At 33.9% G+C, this 18,051-nt stretch carries 19 protein-coding genes; 17 read left to right on the plus strand and 2 right to left on the minus strand.

Annotated features, from left to right (window positions below; all coding sequences use genetic code 11):
- The 15 genes from CRV04_RS11940 to CRV04_RS12005 form a co-directional block, all read left to right on the plus strand.
- On the plus strand, nt 1–946 hold a 946-nt coding region (locus CRV04_RS11940; RefSeq protein WP_128997088.1), incomplete at its 5' end, for an ABC transporter substrate-binding protein.
- Nucleotides 943–2,988, plus strand: coding sequence for a HAMP domain-containing sensor histidine kinase (locus CRV04_RS11945; protein WP_128997089.1), 2,046 nt, complete (start codon nt 943–945; stop codon nt 2,986–2,988). The genes CRV04_RS11940 and CRV04_RS11945, both read left to right, overlap by 4 nt.
- A 245-nt stretch (nt 2,989–3,233) precedes the next feature.
- Entirely contained in the window at nt 3,234–3,779 is a 546-nt protein-coding gene (locus tag CRV04_RS11950; RefSeq protein ID WP_164969165.1) for a DUF3124 domain-containing protein, read from the plus strand.
- A 126-nt stretch (nt 3,780–3,905) separates the two neighbouring features.
- A complete protein-coding gene (locus CRV04_RS12895) occupies nt 3,906–4,082 on the plus strand; it encodes a hypothetical protein (RefSeq protein ID WP_164969166.1) in 177 nt (58 codons plus the stop codon).
- A gap of 51 nt (nt 4,083–4,133) precedes the next feature.
- Complete coding sequence (locus CRV04_RS11955) at nt 4,134–4,814, plus strand: energy-coupling factor ABC transporter permease (protein ID WP_128997091.1); 681 nt, start codon at nt 4,134–4,136, stop codon at nt 4,812–4,814.
- Between the two features lie 58 nt (nt 4,815–4,872).
- Nucleotides 4,873–5,700, plus strand: coding sequence for a sirohydrochlorin cobaltochelatase (locus tag CRV04_RS11960; RefSeq protein ID WP_128997092.1), 828 nt, complete (start codon nt 4,873–4,875; stop codon nt 5,698–5,700).
- Complete coding sequence (locus CRV04_RS11965; RefSeq protein ID WP_228126554.1) at nt 5,693–6,385, plus strand: SAM-dependent methyltransferase; 693 nt, start codon at nt 5,693–5,695, stop codon at nt 6,383–6,385. Before CRV04_RS11960 ends, CRV04_RS11965 begins: the two co-directional genes overlap by 8 nt.
- A complete protein-coding gene (locus CRV04_RS11970; protein WP_128997094.1) occupies nt 6,382–7,092 on the plus strand; it encodes a precorrin-8X methylmutase in 711 nt (236 codons plus the stop codon). Before CRV04_RS11965 ends, CRV04_RS11970 begins: the two co-directional genes overlap by 4 nt.
- Nucleotides 7,082–7,534 (plus strand): (2Fe-2S) ferredoxin domain-containing protein, encoded by a 453-nt coding sequence (locus CRV04_RS11975; RefSeq protein ID WP_128997095.1) that lies wholly within the window; start codon nt 7,082–7,084, stop codon nt 7,532–7,534. Before CRV04_RS11970 ends, CRV04_RS11975 begins: the two co-directional genes overlap by 11 nt.
- The gene (cobA, locus tag CRV04_RS11980; protein ID WP_128997096.1) at nt 7,527–8,267 is read left to right on the plus strand and encodes a uroporphyrinogen-III C-methyltransferase; all 741 of its coding nucleotides are present in this window, start codon (nt 7,527–7,529) and stop codon (nt 8,265–8,267) included. Before CRV04_RS11975 ends, cobA begins: the two co-directional genes overlap by 8 nt.
- A gap of 5 nt (nt 8,268–8,272) precedes the next feature.
- On the plus strand, nt 8,273–9,295 hold the full coding sequence (gene cbiD / locus CRV04_RS11985) for a cobalt-precorrin-5B (C(1))-methyltransferase CbiD (protein WP_128997097.1): 1,023 nt from the start codon (nt 8,273–8,275) through the stop codon (nt 9,293–9,295).
- On the plus strand, nt 9,289–10,452 hold the full coding sequence (gene cbiT, locus CRV04_RS11990) for a precorrin-6Y C5,15-methyltransferase (decarboxylating) subunit CbiT (RefSeq protein ID WP_128997098.1): 1,164 nt from the start codon (nt 9,289–9,291) through the stop codon (nt 10,450–10,452). The genes cbiD and cbiT overlap by 7 nt, the downstream gene beginning before the upstream one ends.
- 8 nt (nt 10,453–10,460) lie before the next feature.
- Nucleotides 10,461–11,201, plus strand: a complete 741-nt coding sequence (locus tag CRV04_RS11995) for a cobalt-precorrin-4/precorrin-4 C(11)-methyltransferase (RefSeq protein ID WP_128997099.1) — start codon at nt 10,461–10,463, stop codon at nt 11,199–11,201.
- Nucleotides 11,198–12,199 carry a cobalt-precorrin 5A hydrolase gene (locus tag CRV04_RS12000; protein WP_128997100.1) on the plus strand — a complete coding sequence of 334 codons (1,002 nt, stop codon included), beginning with the start codon at nt 11,198–11,200 and terminating at the stop codon, nt 12,197–12,199. Before CRV04_RS11995 ends, CRV04_RS12000 begins: the two co-directional genes overlap by 4 nt.
- Nucleotides 12,200–12,202: 3 nt before the next feature.
- Nucleotides 12,203–12,991 (plus strand): precorrin-3B C(17)-methyltransferase, encoded by a 789-nt coding sequence (locus CRV04_RS12005; protein WP_128997101.1) that lies wholly within the window; start codon nt 12,203–12,205, stop codon nt 12,989–12,991.
- 284 nt (nt 12,992–13,275) lie between these two features.
- Here CRV04_RS12005 and CRV04_RS12010 read toward each other — a convergent pair whose 3' ends face one another.
- Together CRV04_RS12010 and CRV04_RS12015 are read right to left on the minus strand one after the other, a co-directional pair.
- The gene (locus CRV04_RS12010; RefSeq protein WP_128997102.1) at nt 13,276–14,538 is read right to left on the minus strand and encodes an Ig-like domain-containing protein; all 1,263 of its coding nucleotides are present in this window, start codon (nt 14,536–14,538) and stop codon (nt 13,276–13,278) included.
- Between the two features lie 62 nt (nt 14,539–14,600).
- A complete protein-coding gene (locus CRV04_RS12015; RefSeq protein WP_128997103.1) occupies nt 14,601–16,469 on the minus strand; it encodes a 7TM diverse intracellular signaling domain-containing protein in 1,869 nt (622 codons plus the stop codon).
- Nucleotides 16,470–16,557: 88 nt separating this feature from the next.
- Here CRV04_RS12015 and CRV04_RS12020 point away from each other — a divergent pair, with 88 nt between their 5' ends.
- Both CRV04_RS12020 and CRV04_RS12025 read left to right on the plus strand, forming a co-directional pair.
- Nucleotides 16,558–17,229, plus strand: a complete 672-nt coding sequence (locus CRV04_RS12020) for a response regulator (RefSeq protein WP_128997104.1) — start codon at nt 16,558–16,560, stop codon at nt 17,227–17,229.
- A gap of 95 nt (nt 17,230–17,324) precedes the next feature.
- Nucleotides 17,325–18,008 (plus strand): response regulator, encoded by a 684-nt coding sequence (locus CRV04_RS12025; protein ID WP_128997105.1) that lies wholly within the window; start codon nt 17,325–17,327, stop codon nt 18,006–18,008.
- Nucleotides 18,009–18,051 lie beyond the last annotated feature (43 nt).

The raw sequence follows: 18,051 nt of genomic DNA on the forward strand, positions 1-18,051 counted from the left end.
CTTTTCATTATTCTTGTTCTTTAGCTTTATTAAAGCAGAAAATCTTATTGTAAAAAAAAGAGTTTTTTATATTAATTCTTATAATTCTGGTCTTTATTGGAGTGATGGAATTGAAAAAAGTATAAAAAAAGTATTTTTTAATTCTAAAATGCCCATTAAATTTAAAAGAGCCGAAATGGACTCTAAAAGAAATAATGATGAGCCTTACAAAATAAAAATAGCCCAAAAAATCAAAAATCAAATTGAAAACTTTAAACCTGAGGTGATTATTACCTCAGATGACAATGCTTTTAAATATATAATTTTACCTTACTTTAAAGACAGTACTATTCCTGTTATTTTTTGTGGGATAAATGGTTCTAGCAAAAAATATGGGTTGCCAATATCTAATGTTACAGGTATGGAAGAGGTGCAATTAGTTCCTCAAACTGTTGAAATCTTAAGCAAGTATGCAAAAGGTAATAGAGTAGGTTTTTTAAAAGATGATTCCTTGACTACAAGAATTGAGTTAGCCTATTTTCAAAAACAGTTAAATAAAAAAATGGAGGCAAGATTAGTCACTTCTGTTGAAGAGTGGAAAAAAGGATTTATTGAATTACAAAATAATGTAGATATTCTTATCATTGGATATGGGGGCTCTATAAAAGATTGGGATAAAAATAAAAAAGAGATAAAAGACTTTACACTTCAAAATACTATTATTCCAACTGGAACAGGTGATGGAAATTTAATTGAATATGCGCTTTTGTCTCTACCTCTTAAACCAGAGGAGCAAGGTGAGTGGGCAGCAAATACAGCTCTTAGAGTTCTAAAAGGTGAAAACATAAAAAACATTCCTATTGTTGTAAATAAAAAATCAAATATTTTTATAAATACAACGTTAGCAAAAAAGTTTAATATAGTTTTTCCTTTTGAATTAATTGATAATGCGGTGCTAATAAAATGATAAAAAATAGCTCTTTAAAAACGGAACTTCTTATTTCAATCCTTTTGGTAATAATACTTGGAATAGGTGCTATTTTTTACTTCTCTTACAATTATTTAAAAAAAGAGATAGATATATCACAAGAGGAAATATATAATGAAAAGATAGATAATATTATCTATCTTATAAATCAAAAATATGAAATACTTTTAAAAACACAAATGGAAAAATCCTATGAAGAGTCATTTAAAAAAGGTACTTTAAATATTGTAAAAAAAGTTTTTGATAAAAATAAGAAAGATATTTTCCCTTTTATTATAGATGAAAATGGTTTTGTCGTGTTACATAAAATATATAATAAACAAAATGCTCATTTATATAAAAATAGAGAAGAGTATAAAAATATATTAAAAAATAAGAATGGCAATTTTGATATCATAAGGGAAAATAATGGCAGATGGGTTATTTTTAAATATTATGAACCTTGGGATTGGATTATAGGTTATAGGGTTAGTAAGGATGTTAAATATGAACAATTATATATATTTAGGGAGATATTTTTAACTGTATCCCTCATAATTGTTCTCGTGATTTCACTAATGATTATTTTGATAGTTAGAAATGTGTTAAAACCTATTGATATGTTAACGACAGTTTCTAAAAGAATTGCATCTGGAAATTTAGATACACAGATTAAAGTGTCAGGCGTAAAAGAGTTAAAAATATTATCATCAAATTTTGAAAAGATGAGGGATAAAATTGTTGAAGATATTGAACAGTTAAAAGAGCAAGAAGAAAAAATAAAAGCATTTAATTCTAAACTTCAAGAAGATGTAAGACTTAGAACAAAAGAGTTAGAAGAAGAAAAGAGAGTTTTTGAAACACTGTTTAATGACAGTTCCGATGGAATAAGTTTATTAAAAGATGGTAAGTTTATTGATTGTAATCTTGCACTTTTAAAATTGCTCGATATAAAACAAAAAGAGGAATTCTTAAATTTAAATCTCAATATGATATCTCCAGAGATTCAAGCAAATGGCATATCTTCAGCTATTTTGGTAAAAGAGAATATAAACAAATGTTTAGAGAAAGGTAGTATACGATTTGAATGGCTTCACAAAAAAGTAACAGGTATAGAGTTTTGGTGTGAGATTGTACTTACAAAAATAGTCATTAATGGTGAAGTTGTAGTTCATGGAGTTTGGAGAGATATTCAAGATAAAAAAATGCTGGAGCTGGAGCTGGAAAATAAAAATCTTGATTTGCAAGAATCAAATCATGAACTTGAAGCTTCGATGGAAAATCTGATAATCACTCAAAATAAACTCATAGAATCTGAAAAATTGGCGGGACTTGGTAGTTTGGTTTCAGGTGTAGCCCATGAGATCAGTGCACCCATTGGTCTTGGAATTACAGGAGCATCACATTTAGAGTATATTTGTGAAGAGGTGATTTCAAAATATGAGAGTGGCACAATTCCACCTGAAGAGTGGGAGCGTTATTTACAAAGTTCAAATGATTTGGTTAAAGTCATTGTAAAAAGTTTACAAAAAACAGAAAAGATTATAAAAAACTTTAAACAAGTAGCAGTGGATCAAACCAGTGAATTAAAAAGAGTTTTTAACGTTAAAGAGTATATAAAAGGGATCTTGATTAGTATGGATAGATTATTAAATGAAAGAAACATTGAGTTTAAAATAGAGTGTGATGAGATGCTACAAATTGAATCTTTCCCCGGTCTTTTTGCACAAGTTCTTACTCATCTGATCTCAAACTCTTTAGAACATGCCTATAAAGATACTGAAAAAGGAGTTATCTCTTTAAATGCTAAAATTGAAGATAAAGAGTTTATTTTAGAATATCGTGATTATGGAAAAGGAATCTTACAGGGCAATATATCGAAAATTTATGAGCCTTTTTTTACCACCAATAGAAATAATGGTTCAATTGGATTAGGATTAAATATTGTTTATAATCTCATAACAATTAATTTAGGCGGGAAAATTGATTGCATAAGTGAAGAAAACAGAGGCACTACATTTATTATAAAAGTCCCACTTTAAGCTCACAAATATAGTCATAATCAATGAGTATTGTTATTTCAAAGTAGTACACTTTAGAAGTGTATTTTCCCTAACTTTGATTTGTTCTAAAATCTATATTTAATAGGCTCAACCTAAAAAACACTGCTTTGAGCTTGTATGATATAGAATTATTTGCACAGTGTCTTATCCAAAGAAACTCAAAACACAAAGTTTTATCAGAGTAAATGTGTGTTATTATTTTGAAAGCTTATTTAGGAGTTCTTATGATAAAAACCGTTCAAACTTTTTTAATGATAACCTTTCTTATTACATTGAGTGGATGTGATAGTAAGAAAGAGCAAGAACATGAAAACTATAAACAAGAGATTAAAGAGAGACAAAAAGATGCGTATAAGCACTTTAAAGAAGTAGATATGACGTTTGATACGTCATACGCTAAAAAAAGGTTTTATGTCCCTGTATATTCACACATCTATTATGCCCAAAACAGGTTTACAAGATTGGCCATTACTCTGAGTATTCGTAATACCGATTTAGAAAAAGATCTCTACGTTGAAAATATTGATTATTATAATACAGAAGGCAAACTTGTTAAACATTATATTAAAAAACCTCATATTTTAAAACCAATGGCATCTGTTGATTACGTAGTAAACTTAGAAGATATGAGTGGTGGAAGCGGAGCAAACTTTTTAATTGATATTGCCAGTGAAAATGATTTAACTGAACCTATTATTCAAGCCATTATGATCAATAACTCAGGAAACTCCAATCTCTGTTTTACTGCACAAGGGCAAATGATTAAATAGTCTTTGTAAACAGATAAAAAAAGAGATATGAGAAAAAGATATCATTTATCTCATGAGCTCTTTTTGCCTCGTTCTTAGAGGCTATCAATAAGTAAAACATAATCATTTTTTGGGTATATTTCACTTATGAAACACCTCAGAGGATACACAAAACGCTACTTCAGTTTAGCCATTATATCAATGTACTCAACTTTAAATAAGTTGGCAACACTTTGGACAAACTATAAGTATCATTTAAAAGCGGTTGAGTATCAAGAGTACAAAACTTCACCTCCCTTGCAACGACACTTTACTGAAAATTAATTTCATACAAAAAACTAAAATTTACGATTTCAAAATATAAAAGGATAAATGATGCATATAGAAACAGGTGTAGTAAACGGTGCAAAAATGGTTTTAAGTTATGGAACGGCTGCCGTTTCATTTGGTATTGCAGGAAAATTAGCATGGGAAACAATGCAAAAAAGTGGTTTTTTACCTTTGGCTGTAAAAACATTGATTTCAACTCTTTTGGTGTTTGTTTTCTTTGAAGTATTCCCTCATCATCCCGTAGGTGTATCAGAGGTTCACCTTATTTTAGGTTCAACAATTTACCTAATTTTTGGAGCTGCTCCAGCTGCTATGGGGTTGGCTTTAGGTTTATTGGTTCAAGGTCTCTTTTTTGCACCATTTGATTTACCACAATATGGTATTAATGTTACCACACTTTTGATGCCTCTGTTTGCCATGAGTTATGTGGCACGTAAAATCATCCCAGAAAATATTGCTTATACCGATATTCGATACAAAGATGCATTGAAACTTTCAGTGACGTATCAAGGTGGGATTGTTGCTTGGGTTATTTTTTGGGCACTGTATGGTCAAGGGTTTGGTGCAGAAAATATTGCCAATGTATTGAGTTTTGGAACAGCTTATATGAGTGTGGTTATTTTAGAACCATTCATTGATTTAGCGGTACTTTCAGGAGCGAAAAGCTTGAAAAGCATCCAAAACAGTCGTTTTGTTAACCAGAGACTTTATAACAAACTTTCATAGTCTTAGGCAAAAGAGCAGCGTCTCTTTTGTCTGCTATTACATATAATCAAGGTCAAAAATGAAACGATACAGACACTATAAAAAAGATAAAGCCATTATTCTTTCTGTTTTTGGTTCGGTCGTAGAACAACAGAAATATTTGGATTTGAAACAAAAAGTTGAAGCGCAGTTTGAGGGTGCAGATGTCTATCTTGCAGTCAGTTCTCGAATGGTTTTAAAAGTGCTTTTAAAAAAAGGATTTGAGTATAAATCTGTGGCTCAAACACTTGCAGATATAGATAACATTGGATACCGAAACATTATTGTCTCTTCAATCAACCTTTACCCTACAGAAGAACATGAACTATTAAAAAGAACTGTAGAAGGTTTTAAGCTCTTCTCTTACGCTAATATCCGTTTAAGTAACGCAATTTTTACAAAAACAAAAGATACCACACACTTTTTAAAAGAATTAGATGAGACCGTTTCGAAACCAAATCAAGCCAATTTGTATATCATTCATGGATCTCCGAAGTTGGAGTTGGGTGGGTTAGAAGCCATTTCGTACACGGCACAATTTTTAGAGCATACTCGAAGATTAAACTATACGTGCTCTTTGGAAGGGGCTTTCCCTTTTTCTGTGATGAAAGACTCCTTGGTTGAAAAAATGCAACAAGATGGTGTACAAAAGGTGCAAATTGTACCGATGTTGCTTGTCAGTGGAAATCACTACATAAAAGACATGACGCAGATTAAAGAAGAGTTAAGCGAACATTTTGATACGAGCATTGTAAAAAGCATCACTGAAGATGAACGATTTAATCTTATAGAGATACCGATAATTTCCAATATTATTTTAAACAATATTAAAGAAGAGGTGATAAAACTGGGGCATGGACATGAGTAAAATAAGGCTTTCAATGGTCTCTTTAGGACCATCTGATTGGGAGTTAGTGACAATAAAAGCGTTGAATCGACTTAAAAGTGTGCAGGCCATTGCCATACCCACTAAAAACAAAGAGGGCTCTTTTGAGCGTTCCATTACGTTTAAAATTGTGGATAGACTCATGCAAGAGTATCATTTTGCAAAGCCTTTGATTTCTGTATATACACCCATGAAGTTCAAACACTCTGATTGGCTCAATCAGGCACAAACTTTGCAAGAGGCCGTCAAAGAGTATGGTACAATTGCTTTTGTTACTTTAGGAGATGCAGGCGTATACAGTACGGTCTATTATCTGCTTGATATTATAAAAGAGCAGAACCCTCAATTGTATGAACGCAGTGAGGTCATTGCGGGCATTACTTCGTTTTCTTATGCGTCATCCAAAGTTAAAAAACCTTTGTGTTTGGGCAAAAGCAGATTGGAACTTATCCCTTTAATCGGAGAAGAAGTACCAAGTACCAAGATATACATGCGACCATCTGTGGGAATGCAGACCTCCAGTATTAAAGATGAAGGGGAGATATACACTTTTGAGAATCTCTGTTTTGAAGGTGAACACATACAAAAAAGCAAAATAAGTGTTGTACGAAAATACATGACGTTACTGATTGATTTTGTAAAACCAGCTAAAGGAGATGTTGCATGACATTTGTACAAGAAGAACCACCTGTAAACATTGGAGCAGATATCTCTTTAAAATCATTTGAAATCATTGCAAATGAGCTTCAAGAGTATGAAAAAGCAAAAGAGTTTGATGCTCAACAGCTTGAAGTCATACATCGTTTGATTCATACAACCAGCTGTTTTGATGAAGTGCTTGAGAATGTCTTCTTTTCAGACAATGCCATTACAAGAATTCAAAACCTGTTACTCAATAAAGCCAAGATTATTGTGGATGTGAACATGATAAAAGTGGGATTGAGCCAATTTTATTTGAACAAATATGATAATGAAGTCATCTGTTATGTGAATGAACCCTTTACATACGAACTTGCTGAAAAAAACAGAACCACACGAAGTTATGCTGCGGTGGTAGAAGCGATTAAACGTCATAAAGACCAACCTCTGATTTTAGCATGTGGAAATGCGCCGACATTTATCTATGCTGCAATTAACACACTGATTGAACAAAAAGTCGATTTAAGTCAGGTGGCTCTTTTACTCTTTCCTGTTGGTTTTGTTAATGTCGTTGAATCAAAAGAGTATGGAAAACGATTTTGTGAAGCTTTTGATGTGCCTACAATAATAATGCAAGGACGTTTTGGAAGTTCAACAATGACCGTCGCAACGTTGCATGCTGTTTATAAACTCATTGAGAATTTTGATGGAACCAGTAAATACAATGGAAAATAGACGTTTTAATACCATGGGCAGCGAAGTGGTCGATGGTTATGTATGCAAACCTAAAAAACTTATTTCTGATAAACCCATCATGTATTTTAAAACACAAATCTTTTTATGTGATGGTGAGCGTTGCAGTGCAGCCAATAAAAACAAAGAGTTGGCTGCACATTTGCGAGAGTTGCTTAAACGTATGCAACTGCATACGGGGAAAAACCGTATCAAAATATCTCGTACCAACTGTTTTGGTGCGTGTCGTTTCAGACAAGTTGCCGTGGTGTATGAAAATACAAAAGCCAATGGCTACCTTGCAAACAACAACATTTGGCTTAAAAACATCCATAAATATGATATGAAAAAGTGGGAGTCTTTGTTTAATGATTTAAGCTCTAACCATGCCCTTGAGGGCTTAGAGTATGAACAAATCCCTATGAGTGAGTTAGAAGATGAGTAAAAAAGTTTATTTAGTGGGTGCTGGTCCAGGAGATATTGAGTTATTAACGCTTAAAGGCATGAAGCTTTTAAACAGAGCTGATGTGGTATTGTATGATGCTTTGGTGAACCCTGAGATATTTCAGTTTTGCAAAGATGATGTTATCAAAGTCAATGTTGGAAAACGAAAAGACCATCACCTAAAAAAACAAGAAGAGATCAATGAACTCATTGTTGAGTATGCACAAAAACATGAGACGGTAGTACGACTCAAAGGGGGAACACCTTTTGTGTTTGGTCGAGGTTATGAAGAGGTTCGCTTTATTGTAAAAGCTGGTTTTGAACCCGTGGTTGTAAGTGGCGTAAGTTCAACAACTTCTGTGCTGGAAAGCTTTATGATTCCCTCTATTGACAGAGAGTTCAGTGATGCGTATCGAACCATTACGGGACATGACATGAAGTCTTTTTCAGAAATTGTTACACAGTATCATTCAAGAGAAAATCTTGTCATTATGATGGGGATACATAATCTTAAACAAATTGTTTTCACTCTTTTAGAAAAAGGGTATCCAAGCACGTTGCCTATTGCCATTTTAAGTAAAGGTACCTGTAAAGATGCACAACAAGTTGTTTCAACATTGGGAGAGATAGAACAAAAAGATTCCCTTTTTTTTGAACAGATGAAGCAGTTAACACCTGCCATTATTTTTGTAGGGCAAACACTCAATGCCACGCAAGAGCTTATAGCAAAGTAGTTCTTATGAGTGAACGTGTACTGAAAAAAGGATACACCACAGGCGCTCATGCGCATATGCTGTTTATAAAAGCATTGGAGTCTTTTTTAGTTACACGAAGTACCGTTCATTGTTACACCACAAAGATGGACAATGATGATTTGGACGTTACAAAAGGGTGTGAGATTGTTTTTACACTTACTTGTAGCTTTGAAGAGTTAACGTTAAATCCCATTATACATAAGCCATTTGTGTGTGAATCAAAGGGTAATCAACTTTTTTTATATGCAGGTGAGGGTGTGGGCGTTGTGACGAAAAAAGGGTTGAAAGTGAGTGCGGGATTTCCGGCGATTAACCCTGTGCCTCAAGAGGCCATTTTTAATACGTTTAAAAAGATGACAACAAATATAAAAGGTCTGGATCTGTTTGCTTGTATTGGGGTGAGTAATGGAGAAGAAATAGCCAAACAAACGGCCAATGCCAAAGTGGGTGTTTTAGGGGGTATCTCTATTTTAGGTACGACGGGCATTGTTAAACCCATTTCAAGTTCAGCTTACATTGATTCCGTGCGCACTGAAATTGAGTTTGCCGTTGAAAATGGGCATAAAAGACTTTACTTTACTTTGGGAAATTCGGCGTATGAACAAGCCAAACGACACAGCAGTGAAGAGGCCATCATAGAGATTGGAAATTTTGTTTATGACTCTATTGAAATTGCCAAACATTTAAAAGTGCAAGAGGTTGTTTTTTTATGTGGTATTGGTAAAATGACAAAAGTGTATCAAGGGTTTAAAAATACGCATAATCGTTTTGGGGTGATTGATTTTGAACAGTTAAAACAAGATATTATGAAGACACTTCACTATGAAGTTGATATAGAGGCTACTTTAACGGTCAAAGGTGTCTCTCAAGAGTTGGAAAAGCAAGGTTTATTGGAAGCTTTTTACGACATGGTCACACAAAAAGCCAATCAACAAATAGCGTATTGGCATAAAGATGTGAATATCAAAGCAGTCATACTTGAACAAAAAGAGGTATTGGGATGGTAACAATTATGGGCAATGGTATGGGAGAGTATTCGTTAAAAAATCTCAATATTGATTTCAGTGCTTACGACACTGTTTTATGTGATGTGAACTTCAAAGATGAGCATGAAAAGATTGCAAAATTTAAATACAAAGAGATAAAAGAGTACATTCAAAACAATCATAACTCAAAGCATATTTTATATGTGGTGACGGGCAGTCCACTCTTTTTTAGTGCAGGCGCTCTTGTAGCCAAAAGTTTGCCCAAAGAAAACGTTCAAATCATCAACAACACCTCTTCTTTAGATTATATGATGCAACGATGTGGTTTATCCTACTCAGATATTCAAGCACTTTCACTGCATGGCCGAGACAACCTTGACTTAACACAATTTTTAACTAAAGAGTATACGTTTATTCTGTGTGATGCGGTATCCATCAAGCGATTACAAAAAGCACTTTTTTATTTGGATAAAAGTGAGATAGAAGTGACGATAGGGTATAAATTAGGCTATGACGATGAATGCATCGAATTCATTGATATTTTTGAAACAACAAATGAAAAATTTGATTTAACTCAACCCTATGTATTGTTGATAAAACGAAAGTATGATACGATTTATAACATAGAAAAAGATTCGGCATTTCAAACCCAACGAGGCATGATAACCAAACAGTATAAACGACATTTGAGTTTGCAAAACTTAGACTTATTGCCCAATCAAATATTCTGGGATGTAGGTGCAGGCAGCGGCAGTTGTGGTATTGAAGCCTATAAACGATATAAAACACAAACCATTTTCTTTGAAAAAAACAGTGAAAGAGTAGAAAACATCAAAAGCAATTTACAAACGCATCGTGTATTGGATAGTCTATTGTTAGAAGGGGAAGCACAAACGCTTTTTTCGTCTGTAGAAAAAAACCCTCAACGCATCTTTGTAGGTGGAGGGGGAGAAGAGGTGATTAAAACATTGCCTTATTTGTATGAACGATTAGATGTACAAGGTATCATGCTTATTAATGCAATTACTTTAAAGCACCTCACTCTTATCATTCACATTTTAAAAGAGCACGCCATAACATACGAAGTGTTCTCTTTAAGTTTAACAACATACAAAGGAGAGTTGGATTTGGTTGAACCAGAGCGACAACTCTTTCAAATAAAAATTCTTAAAGCATAGGAGCGCAGATGGTTTATTTTATTGGAGCAGGTCCGGGTGACCCTGAACTTATCAGTGTCAAAGCCATGAAGATACTTCAAAAAGCCGATGCTGTATTATACACAGGCTCACTTGTGCCCAAAGAGGTGCTTTCATGGTGTAAAGAAGATGCCATTATTCAAGACAGTCAAGGCATGAAATATCCAGAGATATTTGAGTTTTTATTACAACATAAAGCAAAAATAGTCGCTCGTGTTCATACGGGTGACCCCTCTTTATACTCAACCATTGCCAAGCAAATAGAGTATCTCAAAGCCCATGATATCGCATACAGTGTTATTCCTGGTATTACTGCTGCATTTGGTGCAGCTGCCAGCTTGGGTATAGAGTATACTATTCCAGGTGTTTCACAAACTATTATTTTAACACGTGTGGAAGGAAAAACACCCAACCCTGAAGCACTGGAGAATATCTTGTCATGCAAACACTCTTCACATGCGTTTTATCTTTCGATATTATTGATTAAAAAGATAAAAAATACAGCACTGAAACTGGGATACTCTGAAGAGACACCGTGTTGGGTGGTTGAAAAAGCAACATGGAGTGATGAGAAGATATATAAGGGTTCGATTACTACCATTGAAGAAAAAGTCAAACACATCAAAGGTGTGGCACTGATTTTGTTTGGTGCATTTTTGCATCAAAAAGAGAGTGAAGAGTCACACTTGTATGTGAAACCTTTAATCAAAGAGTTGGAAAACAGAGCATGAAAATTGCTATTATCTCGATTAATCAACCCAGTTATCAAAGTGCACTAACACTCGCATCGTATCTGGATGAACATGAAGTTGATATCTATGCTAAAGAGAAAGAGAGTTCATGTTTGCTTTATGAAAAGGTGGATGATATTTTTAAAGACGCTTGGAATAGTTATGATGCCTTTATTTGTATCATGGCCACAGGTATAGTTGTGCGAAAGATTGCTCCTTTTTTACAAAATAAAGCCCATGACCCAGCCGTGTTAGTCATGAGTATTGATCTGTTAAAAGTGATGCCTTTGTTAAGTGGTCATCTTGGTGGTGCCAATGAGTTGGGAACACTAATTTCAAAACGTATTAAAGGGTGTATCAACTTTGTAACAACGGCAACGGATCAAATGAAAGTTTTTGCTTTTGATATGTTTGCCAAAAAATATGAGATGAACATTGAAAACTTAGATAAATTAGCCCATATCTCAAACCGATTAATCAATCAAAAAAGAGTTAAAGTTGCAACGTATGATGCGGTGTATCAAAGTATAGAAAATACAAAGAATTTAGAGCGTATCTCTTTTGATGAAGTCGATGAAAACAGTGTGCTTATCTCTGCATTTGGGAAAGTTGAACAACTGCATCTAAAACCAATGGTGTTTTTAGGAATAGGGTGCAACAGAGGCACTACGTGCGGTGAGATAGAAGAAGCTTTTACCTCTTTTTTACAAAAACACAGTTTGCACAAAGAACAGATTAAAAGTATTGCTTCGTATGAAGCAAAAAAAGATGAGCAAGGTCTTTTAGAGTTTGCTTTAAAACATCAGTTAGAAATTACTTTTTTTAATGAAAAAGATATCAACACTTTAGAAGGTGAGTTCTCCCCCTCACAAGCACAAAAGTTTTTTAACCTAAAAGGGGTCGCTGAACCTTCAAGTATTTTGATATCAATCTTTAAAGAGTTGGTTCTACCCAAAGAGATTTACAATAAAAAAATTACCATAGCAGGAGCAATATAAAATATGAACAGATTATACATCGTAAGCAGTGGTGCAGGAGGAGTAAACTATATGACTCCTGAAGCATACCAAGCGATTGAAGAAAGTAGCGTGGTGGTTGCTTATTCAAAATATGCACGTGAATTGGAAAGCATCTTAAAAGGAAAAGAGCTTTATACTTCGGGGATGACTCATGAAATAGAGCGTTGCAATCAGGCCATAACCTTTGCACAAAGTGGTAAAACCACCTCCATTATCTCAAACGGAGATGCCAATGTCTTTGGCATGGCAACACTCATTGTGGAATTAATGGATGAGAAAAATCTGTGGGATGAGATTGAACTTATTTCTCTTCCGGGCGTAACTTCATTTTTAGCAGCAGCTTCAAAAGCAGGCGCTCCTGTGTCACAAGATTTTTCTATCATTTCATTATCGGACAGATTAACCAATATTGACCTGATTGATAAAAGAGTACACTTGGCACTTGATTGTGATTTTGTATTGGGTATTTACAATCCCAAATCCAAAAAACGAATACAACCGTATTTGAACTTTTTATTTCGACTTCAAGAAGTACCAGAGCGTATTGTTATTGTGGCTCAAAATGTGGGCAGAAAAGAGAAAGAGGAAATCACCGTTACAACCACGACACACTTAATCAAGGAAGGCATTGCTTATGAAAAAGTGGGCATGAATACCATGATTATTGTCTGTAACAGCAGCAGTAAATTGACAAAAAATGGATTGGTGCTAACTCCAAGAGGTTATTTGAATAAGTATGATATGCAAGGTGAACTCAAAGAAAACGTTTAAACAAAAATATAATGTAACACTTAACATAACGTTGACTCACTATAATAACTCTATAAAATATGAAAAGAGTGAGTCATTTTGGATAGAGTCTTTTTTGCAACCCTTCTTACTATTGGTATTTTTATTTATGTCGCTTTGAACTATCTCTTTCTTTTTCGATAAGATTGAATATCACCATACATTTGACCAATCAATATTGACATCCTTCAAATTCATTTTTCTACAAAATTGAATAGAAGTATGTCAATGGTTTTGAATACCAATTTTACAAATGCAGCGACTTCTTATGACAATTTTAGATGTGCAATTGTCATAGTATAGACTTCACTTGTATTTTCCCCATCACTGACGGTATACATAACCTGAAAAGTTTCATAAGTAGGTAATGCTACGCTTCCAGGGTAAGCCACTGTTACATTGGTGCCTGACTTCGTCACAGTAATGGTGTAAGGAAGACCACCAATATGTCTTTTTCCCACAATATTTATTGTAAGTGCGTCGCCATCAGCATCATGGATGTGTGAACTTAAGTCTACAGTAACACTTTTGGTCCATCCTGCACTGACGGTGAAACTCTCTCCTGTAGGAGCAGAATTACTTGGTTCTACATTTGGTTTTTGTCTGGGATTGAGACTCTTATTTAATCGTTGATTGAACTCATTGGAAGCCAACTCTTGTGCTTTAAAAGTGGCAGTACTTACTTGGCTTTCAAAGAAGTCTCGGTTACTTAACGGATCATTTTCAATATCTTCATCATAAACAATGCCATATGACACAGAGTTTGAAGTATTCGCTTGAGCAGTTAATATGGGTGACCAACTTTTTGAAGCAAAGGCATATTTTACTCCCAGTGTGATGCGATAATCGTTTTCATCCGTTTGCATTGCATCGTTGTATTGTACAAAGGTTCGTATATCTTCTATGGGATAATATGCCCCTTGGGCAATCAGACCTGAATAGTTGTTGTGATAAACATGTGAGTTTTGGTATGTGAGCATGGCTTCAAGAGTTCCCCAATCTTTGGTAAAGTTGAGTTCATATTGACCCAAAGCTTCAATGTAAGCAGTGTTGGTATAACCATTGGCTTCATACGCATCACGCAGTCTGTTCCCCACATATCCCAACTCAATATTGTAGTTCTTATCATCTCCCCAACCAACAGAGGTTCCCAGTGTGTATTGCTTAATATCAATATTGTGTGTACCAAAGAGTACCTCTTTTTTTAAATACCCAAGTCCACCTTTGATATAAAAACTTTGTGGAAGAGCATATTTATAGACCCCATAGAGTTTTTGATAATCATTGCCGTACTCTAAACCAGCTTGGCTTTGGTCATCTTTGTACTCAATTCCAACTCCTGAGTAGGTTTCATCGTTGCTTTTTTCACCCACACCAAAGACTCTTACTTCTGAACCATTATCTGAGATACTGGATTGTGTGAATTCATTTTCTAATGAGGTTGAAAAGGTTAATGTACCACAGCATAGAAGTGATGCGGCCACCACACTTTTGAACTCTTTTTTTTGACTCTTAAAAAAAGATGACATCTCTGTTCCTTTAATATAAACACAATCATCATGTGTCTGTAATATTTAAGGAATTATAATGATTAATCGTTATATTGTGTGTGATATTTTTTGTTTTTAAACCATAAAGAGATATGCGTGCCATTATCCACAACGGTTTTGAGTTCACCTTCGAGTTGTTCTTGAGCTAAGGATTCAACCATCATCTGCCCAAAAGTGAGTTTGTTTGTTTTTGTAAGACCTTTTCCATTGTCGGATACTTTAAGCAAGATTCCACTGTTGAAGTCGTGCAATTCAATAGAAATAATGCCTTGCGCTCCATCAAAGGCATGTTTGATGGCATTGGTAACGAGTTCATTGACAATCAATCCACAATAGATCGCTTCTTCCGTGTCCAGTGTCGCATTGATGTTAAGATGAAACGTAATGTTTTCAAGTTCAAAACTGTTTTTGATATTATCAAGCACCTTTTCAAAATACTCTTTTGCATCGATATGGACGAGGTTTTTTTGGTTATAAAGCATTTGATGTACAATACTCATGGCATGGATTTTTCGCTCCACATCATAGAGTTTTTCTTGAATATGTGTATCATTGTTGTCATTGAGTTTCAGTGCATACAGTGAGGTGATGAATTGCATGTTGTTTTTGACTCGATGATGCAACTCTTTAAGCAGCAGTTCATTTTGTTTTAATTCGTTGTTCAACTCTTGTGTTCGAAGTTGCACAATCTGTTCTAAACGTCTGGACTCATTTCTTTGCTGTATGAGTAAAGATTTTGTTAAGTCACTCTTTTTTTTCTCCAATGATTTGATTCTGTAAGCAAGAAAAATAGCAAAAAGAATAACTTCTGAGATGATCAGCACTTCAAAAGTATAAGCAAAAAACTCTTCTACAGGGAAAATCCCCATGTATTGAAAGAAGACACTTAGCCAACCTAAAAGGGCTAAACTCCATCCCATAATAAAAAACTTTGCTTGTGGATTCTTTTTATACAGTGCATAAAATCCAATCCATAAAAAGTAGTATGGCGTAAAAAACTGGAAAAATACCACTTGAGAAATGGTAAACACATTAAACAGTTGCAATATAAAATAGAGCGGAATCATGTAAATGAGGCCTCTTAGAGTGATGTCAATTTTTTTATATTGTGGGGTATTTAAAAAGCATCGTATAAACAGTGCCATAGCAAAAGTAACCAGTACATTGATATAAAAAACAGAGAAGTAATGATCCACTTTAATAAACTCAATGCTTTGCATTGGAAAGAGGTGGAATTTAGCAAAAAGAGATAATTGATTTTGCATCAACGTAGCAACAAGGTACAACAGATAATAAAAATAGATACGATCTTTAGTAAAGAAAAACAAAAAGGCATTGTAGATTGCTAAAGAGAGAATTCCTCCAAAAAACAGAGCCCAAATAAGTTGTTCCAGTGAATCTTTTTTATAAAACTCATCGGGTGTAAAAAGTTCAGGTTTAAACCACAGTGAGAGTTGTTCATTTTTTACATATAAATAGAACTCATGAGTCGTATGGGGTTGCAGTGTAAAGGTGATATTGTAGAAAATGGTTCCCGCAAATTTATCAAGGTGAAAAAGTCCGGTGGTTTTTTCCCAAAGTATTTGGTTGTTTTTTATTTCATACAGAGTGACTTCTTCTGTTGTAAGGTTATTAATGGATATGATGCGTTCAAGTGAAATTTCACTTTCATTATTTAATCTGAATTTGATCCAAACACTTTCGGGTTTTAAGTTGCAGTAATCAATTTGATTTTTTGAGGGTAATGAAAACTTTTCTGGTTGAGCCAGAATGGTTGTAATGTTCTCTTTATTTCCCATGTCATGATAAATGGTGGCATGTTCTAACAGCGGTATTACTTTGTCTTTTTCAGTAACACTGAAAGCATGCAGATGAAAACAGAACAGAATAAACAGAATTAAAGAGCGCATAAAAATCTTTTTTTAAAATTTTAACATAAAAAAAGTTACTTTTTTAAATGTAACGGTAAATATAACGCAAGAGCGATAGAATAAAGTTATGAAAAAAATCAATATATTAATCATTGAAGATACCACATTGACGGCCCAAAAAATGAAACGAACATTACAGTGGGCGGGTTACCATGTCGCTGCCATAGCATATAACAGTGATGCGGCCATAGGTGTGATGTTTAAAGAGCACATTGATATTATTATTGCTGATATTAATATCAAAGGGGAAATCAATGGTATTCAAACAGCAAAAGTGATTCAAAAAAACTTCAATGTACCCGTTATATTTTTAACTTCATATCATGATGATTCTACATTGGCAGAAGCTTCAAGTGTTGATTTTACAGGTTATATTGTAAAACCTTATTTGGATGCACACCTTTTACGAGAGGTCAAATTGGCTTCATTTCGTTTTGGATTAAATGATAGAATTGAACCCATCACGTTAAACAGTGGTTATATCTATGATGCAACCAGTAAACGGTTGCATAAAGAGAATAAAGAGATTACATTAACCAAAAAAGAGGAGATGTTTTTGCATATTTTAGTTCAAAATAAAAACAGCATGATCTCCAATGAATATGTTGATTTGGTTTTGTGGCATGACTCCACAACTTATGATGAAAACCGACGTCAGTTGCTTTTTCGTTTAAGAAAAAAGGTACCTGAACTGAACATTGAAACACTCAAAGGTAAAGGGTATATTTTAAAGGTATAAGGTTCAGTTTTGGTGTGTATATCTATAATCATTCATTATATTTAATAACTCAATTATAACGTTAATATAACAAGATTTAGTTATAATCAAAGACCATGAAGACGTTTAATATATTAATCATCGAAGATGAATTTCTCATTGCTCTTAATTTAAAACAGATATTAGAAAGAAATAATTATAAAGTTATTGGCATTGCAAAAGACAGCAGTAGCGCACTGTTTCATGTTCAAAATAATAAAATCGATTTGATATTAGCTGATATTTATATTGCAGGTCATTTAAATGGCATTGAAACGGTGAAATTGATTCAAAATAGTTTTGATATACCTGTTATTTTTCTCACAGCCCACCAAGAAGAGAAGTTTTTAAAACAAGCTTCACAAGTAAACTTTTTAGGATACATTGTTAAACCCTATTTTGAAGAGACATTTTTAAGAGAGGTCAAACTTGCTTATTATACGATCTTGAATTCTCATAATAACATCAGCCTAAAACTTACTCAAACTTTGTCATATAACATTCAAGAACAAAGTCTTAAAGAGAACGAAGAAGAGATGATTCTCAGTCGGAATGAGAAACAACTACTGCATTTATTAGTGGTCAATAAAAACAGAATCGTTTTAAATGAACAAATCGATTCACTGCTTTGGCACGATAATCCAGTGGATGATACAACACGTCGACAACTTCTTTTCAGATTACGCAAAAAACTGCCCCAACTTAATATTCAAACCATCAAAGGTGTAGGTTATAAATTTATTTCAGAAGAGCTTCTGTGACTCTTAAAATAATTCTTTTATAGTATATATCAAGTATTTTGTA

The sequence above is a fragment of the Candidatus Marinarcus aquaticus genome (assembly GCF_004116335.1).
Lineage (GTDB): Bacteria > Campylobacterota > Campylobacteria > Campylobacterales > Arcobacteraceae > Marinarcus > Marinarcus aquaticus.

Excerpts from the sequence above, each read along its gene's own strand:
- CRV04_RS11945 (WP_128997089.1), top strand. The coding sequence starts at position 943 with ATGATAAAAAATAGCTCTTTAAAAACGGAACTTCTTATTTCAATCCTT.
- CRV04_RS11950 (WP_164969165.1), top strand. The coding sequence starts at position 3,234 with ATGATAAAAACCGTTCAAACTTTTTTAATGATAACCTTTCTTATTACA.
- CRV04_RS12895 (WP_164969166.1), top strand. The coding sequence starts at position 3,906 with ATGAAACACCTCAGAGGATACACAAAACGCTACTTCAGTTTAGCCATT.
- CRV04_RS11955 (WP_128997091.1), top strand. The coding sequence starts at position 4,134 with ATGCATATAGAAACAGGTGTAGTAAACGGTGCAAAAATGGTTTTAAGT.
- CRV04_RS11960 (WP_128997092.1), top strand. The coding sequence starts at position 4,873 with ATGAAACGATACAGACACTATAAAAAAGATAAAGCCATTATTCTTTCT.
- CRV04_RS11965 (WP_228126554.1), top strand. The coding sequence starts at position 5,693 with ATGAGTAAAATAAGGCTTTCAATGGTCTCTTTAGGACCATCTGATTGG.
- CRV04_RS11970 (WP_128997094.1), top strand. The coding sequence starts at position 6,382 with ATGACATTTGTACAAGAAGAACCACCTGTAAACATTGGAGCAGATATC.
- CRV04_RS11975 (WP_128997095.1), top strand. The coding sequence starts at position 7,082 with ATGGAAAATAGACGTTTTAATACCATGGGCAGCGAAGTGGTCGATGGT.
- cobA (WP_128997096.1), top strand. The coding sequence starts at position 7,527 with ATGAGTAAAAAAGTTTATTTAGTGGGTGCTGGTCCAGGAGATATTGAG.
- cbiD (WP_128997097.1), top strand. The coding sequence starts at position 8,273 with ATGAGTGAACGTGTACTGAAAAAAGGATACACCACAGGCGCTCATGCG.
- cbiT (WP_128997098.1), top strand. The coding sequence starts at position 9,289 with ATGGTAACAATTATGGGCAATGGTATGGGAGAGTATTCGTTAAAAAAT.
- CRV04_RS11995 (WP_128997099.1), top strand. The coding sequence starts at position 10,461 with ATGGTTTATTTTATTGGAGCAGGTCCGGGTGACCCTGAACTTATCAGT.
- CRV04_RS12000 (WP_128997100.1), top strand. The coding sequence starts at position 11,198 with ATGAAAATTGCTATTATCTCGATTAATCAACCCAGTTATCAAAGTGCA.
- CRV04_RS12005 (WP_128997101.1), top strand. The coding sequence starts at position 12,203 with ATGAACAGATTATACATCGTAAGCAGTGGTGCAGGAGGAGTAAACTAT.
- CRV04_RS12010 (WP_128997102.1), bottom strand. The coding sequence starts at position 14,538 with ATGTCATCTTTTTTTAAGAGTCAAAAAAAAGAGTTCAAAAGTGTGGTG.
- CRV04_RS12015 (WP_128997103.1), bottom strand. The coding sequence starts at position 16,469 with ATGCGCTCTTTAATTCTGTTTATTCTGTTCTGTTTTCATCTGCATGCT.
- CRV04_RS12020 (WP_128997104.1), top strand. The coding sequence starts at position 16,558 with ATGAAAAAAATCAATATATTAATCATTGAAGATACCACATTGACGGCC.
- CRV04_RS12025 (WP_128997105.1), top strand. The coding sequence starts at position 17,325 with ATGAAGACGTTTAATATATTAATCATCGAAGATGAATTTCTCATTGCT.